Here is a 4,349-nt window from a genome sequence, read left to right as displayed (position 1 = left end):
GGAGCATTAAGGAATTGACACGTGCAGCCGATTCTCCATCCTTTTGGTTTGTCAAAACGTTTATCGTTTTGGCCTGCCAACTGGCGAGGGAGCCCCTCAAGGATTGAGGGGTTGGGGAGTTCGATTGAGGGGGTCTGGGGAAGAGTTCCCCAGTGGGTTTGGGCAACGCCCAAGGTCTTATTCGGCTTTGCCGAATCCCCCATAGGGGCACACTCTTTACGATAGTAAAGTATAGTGTGCTATACTTTACATGGAAGTCCACCGAAAAACAGTAGAGAAGTATATATACTTTACAGAGTGGTCGAGAGTAAAATAAAGAGAAAAAATAGGACAAGTTGAGGTGAGGATTCGTGAGTTTTGCCATTTGTAGAATGCAGAAATTTAAGATGCGAGATGTGAAAGGAATCCAGATTCATAATCAACGAGAAAAAGAAAGTCATACAAATCCTGATATTGAAAAAGAACAAAGTCATTTGAATTATGATTTACATAACGATCAGTATATTGATTATTTAAGAACAGTAAAAGAAAAGATTGAACAAAATGTAGAGATCAATCGAGCGATTCGAAAAGATGCAGTTGTAATGTGCGAATTTGTGGTAACAAGTGATAGAGATTTCTTTGAACGTTTAAGTCAAGAAGATTCAGATTCTCAAAAAGAATTCTTTGAGGAAGCCTATAGTTTTTTGAAAGAACGATATGGAGAACAAAACATTGTGCATGCAGCGGTACATTTGGATGAAAAAACACCTCATATGCATGTAGGAATGGTTCCAATAACGAAAGAAAAGAAATTGTCAGCGAAACAGATTTTTAACCGTAAAGAGTTGGTTTCACTCCAGGATGATTTTCATGCTCATATGGTAGAGAAAGGTTTTGATTTAGAACGTGGAGTATCTAGTGATAAAAAACATATTGAAACCGCACGTTTTAAAGCTTTGACAGCAAAAGAAGAGGTACAAATGTTACAAGATACACTTGCAGAAAAAGAGTTAGAAAAACAACAAATAGAGAAATCAATGAAACAAATGCAAAACCGTTTAAATGCGTTAAAAGGAGCTGTTAAAGTAGGAAAACGAGTAGAAGAGATGTCTGTGAAAGAAAAAGGAGGCTTTATACGCTCTAAAACGGTCGAAATTGGCTTAGAAGATTTCCAAAGGATCAAAACCCTTGCAAAAGCGTCAGAGGCCTTTAAAAGGGAAAATGAGACGCTACAGAGGAAAAATCATGCGTTGGAAGTGAATCATACAGATTTACATACAACTGTAAAACGTTTAGAAAAAGAGAAAAAAGAATTAGAACCATATAAAGCGAAATATGAGAGACTTCAGAAGTTATTTGCACAAATACAGGAGTTTTATAAAGAACGAGTCCCTCAAGGATTGGAAAAATTTCAACAAATTGTAGGGTATTGTAAAAAGAAAGTGAATATCACTTTAAATCCTTTTAGTAACACTCGATTTAGTGAAAGCAATTTAACTGAGCATGAAAAAAAAGGTTATGATCTTGCTTCAAAAGAAATTCAACCAAAAAAATCAAAAAATAAAAGGATGGATTTAGAAAGATAAATTTTTAGAAATTGTGTTTTTACTAGATACAAATAAAAAAAGACAAGCATAAATTATATTACGTTTTGGTGGAACTTCCTTATTTTACAAAAAAAGCCCAAATCCTAACAATGGATTTGGGCTTTTTATAAAATACCAAAATTCATGGTTACTTATTTTATGATTTTAAGGTGTTTTACTTCTTTTCGGACTTGTTCCAAATTTTTATCTCGACCTCTAAAAGCAAATGAAGGATCTAAACGATATGTATTAGAAGCACCTACTTTAGGACCTTTAACTAAAATTCCATGATTAGAAAGTTCTTTAATTGCTCTTGAAACATGGGGAGGTTTCATTCCTAATTCTTCAGCTATGTCTTTTTGTCTAATTCTTAACCAATTTTCATAATCTAGTTTTGATAATAGGATCATATAAACACGCAATGTTTCACCTTTTAAATTGAGTTTTGCAACATATGTTAATCCTTCTTGAAACACCATGACCCAATCCCCCTTATAAACTTTTTTCTTTTTAGCTGGAGTTAATAAATATTGTTGGATTTCTCCTGTTTCTTCATCAGGTACTTCGATAAAAATATCTTTATCTAATGATGACATTACTTTTTAACCTCCCTCTATGTAATAGTTACCGCATATGGTAACTATTATACATACCAAATATGGTAACATCAATACCAAATATGGTAACTATTATGTTTAAAAAAACCTTATAGATAAAAGCTTTTTTTAATTCCCCTTGTGTCTTTTATAATAAGAGCTAAAAATCCCACTTAAAATTATATAATTTTAAGTGGGATTTTTAGCTCTTATTTCTTAATAAAGAACGTTTTACAAATTATCAATGTTTTTCGGCTTGTTCCTTTCTATATCTTTAAGTAGGGCTATTCACTTATCAATGGACAGGTAGTATTTTTGAGAAAAAATCTCTCAAAAATCTCCACCTTTTTCGCTACGCTTCACCATTGATAAGTGAATTTCGGCAGATATAGGCATGTCGCCAAGCCGAACATACCAAAAACGAGGATTTAGGTTGCTCGACTTGGATTAGCAATTGTATCTGCCGAACCGCTTAGATCAGCTGTCCATAAAATGCTTCTTACTCTATATTTTTATGACACTAGAAGGGGCTAGCCCCTCGCTCCGCTTCACCCCAGCCACTACCTCACACCCAAAAACAAGAGGAAATTTAAAGGATCACGAGAATAGTAATGTATAAAATCATGTATACACTATTAAAAAAAGGCGAATTCCGTATTTTCATAAGGAACTCGCCTTTTTTCTTGCTACTGATAATTGATTACAAAATATTATTCTTAAAGTTTAATTTTTTAACATATTGGTAAATTCATCACCTAACGGCGTAGCTAATAATCTAGGTACTATGAAACTTGTTCCCCTTGATGTTGCAGCAAAAATTATACCTAGATCCTCACTACTCATTTGATCAAACCAAGCTCCTCCACTAGAACCACCAGTAAAATTACAATTCATAAATGCATCTGTACCACTATATTTATTAGTATCTCCATAACAAGAATGAGGAAGTTCCCCAGTATAAGGAGGGTCTGCAGGGTAACCTGTAATACGTACATTGCTTTGAGCTGGATCAATATTAGTAATCCAGCCGTTTGCTCCTAAATATCTTTCAATTTCATTTCCATTATTAGGACTTATTCTTATTACTGCTTTATCGTAAGAATAGTTTTTACTTTGTGTCCATCCAGCAGGAGCTTGTACTCGTTCCCAAATCCACGAACCATAAGGATGTTCACCATTATAATAAGCTGGAACAAAAACAAAATCTTTGTACCATGAACCATTTCCATGAACACAATGACCTGCTGTTAATACAGCATTATCAGCATTACTATTTATAACAGATGCAGAACATACATAAGTACTAGAAGATGAGGGTTTTTTAAAAAATAATTTTCCTGTTGTTTTTGGAACTACAGACTTAGTTGATATATTAGATTCAATTGGTGGAGTAGGTGGAGCATATTCTTTTTTCTTAGATTGAATTTCTTGTGATGGAGTTAAATCAGTAGGAAAATTTTCAATTTGTTCTACCGGTATAGCATTTTTAAAATCTTCTTCAGTATATAAACCACCTGTGTCTTGATAAACTGAATCTTCACTTTGAATTGATTTTTTCTCTTTAATAATAGGCAAATTTTCGTTATCAATTGATTCTGTAGATGCTGGATCAATTGAAGAAGCACTTACTTTTTCAATTGATAAAAATACAAGGAAGAAAGAAATAAACAATAGTGACAAAATAAACAAATTTTTACACTCTATTTGTTTAAACATAACAACCTCCTTATTTATTATAATAAGTAATAATAACATAAATTTATAAAATACCAAAATTAGGGATTTCGATTAAATCCTCTGATTTTTTTTCGAAAATAAATCAAACCATCTCCTCACAATGTATCTTTTGATAGAGTGAAAATAAAAATAAAGGGATATATTTTTTAAAAGGTCTCTTAGCTTGTTTGAGAGATTCTTTTGCTTTTTTGGTGTTTGTGTATATGCAAAGGAATAGAAAAGGTTTAGAGATGATTTTGGGGCGCTTGAAATGTATATAAGAGATAAGTGTCAATGATAAGCGGACTGGAATGGTTCAGCGGTTTGTGCTGATCCATGAAAGGAGCATTAAGGAATTGACACGTGCAGCCGATTCTCCATCCTTTTGGTTTGTCAAAACGTTTATCGTTTTGGCCTGCCAACTGGCGAGGGAGCCCCTCAAGGATTGAGGGGTTGGGGAGTTCGATTG

Annotated in this window: 4 protein-coding genes; 1 reads left to right on the top strand and 3 read right to left on the bottom strand. The window is 33.5% G+C overall.

What is annotated here, in order from left to right:
- Positions 1-350 precede the first annotated feature (350 nt).
- Positions 351-1,568, top strand: coding sequence for a MobV family relaxase (mobV, locus tag AC1M36_RS28190; protein WP_479846510.1), 1,218 nt, complete (start codon positions 351-353; stop codon positions 1,566-1,568).
- Between the two features lie 152 nt (positions 1,569-1,720).
- On the opposite strand, the gene AC1M36_RS28185 is transcribed toward mobV, so the two are convergent.
- From AC1M36_RS28185 to AC1M36_RS28175, 3 genes are all read right to left on the bottom strand, one after another.
- Entirely contained in the window at positions 1,721-2,164 is a 444-nt protein-coding gene (locus AC1M36_RS28185) for a helix-turn-helix domain-containing protein (RefSeq protein ID WP_006097479.1), read from the bottom strand.
- Between the two features lie 723 nt (positions 2,165-2,887).
- Positions 2,888-3,880, bottom strand: coding sequence for a trypsin-like serine peptidase (locus AC1M36_RS28180; protein ID WP_479846509.1), 993 nt, complete (start codon positions 3,878-3,880; stop codon positions 2,888-2,890).
- 245 nt (positions 3,881-4,125) lie between these two features.
- Positions 4,126-4,349, bottom strand: a 224-nt coding sequence (locus AC1M36_RS28175; RefSeq protein WP_479846508.1) for a hypothetical protein, incomplete at its 5' end; no start/stop codon positions are given.

The sequence above is a fragment of the Bacillus sp. Medicinal_06 genome, assembly GCF_056711665.1.
Note: the sequence above shows the minus strand (reverse complement) of the source record. Positions and strands in the feature narration are given on the sequence as shown.

Coding starts and splice junctions, on each gene's coding strand:
- AC1M36_RS28185 (WP_006097479.1), bottom strand. CDS start 2,164: ATGTCATCATTAGATAAAGATATTTTTATCGAAGTACCTGATGAAGAA.
- AC1M36_RS28180 (WP_479846509.1), bottom strand. CDS start 3,880: ATGTTTAAACAAATAGAGTGTAAAAATTTGTTTATTTTGTCACTATTG.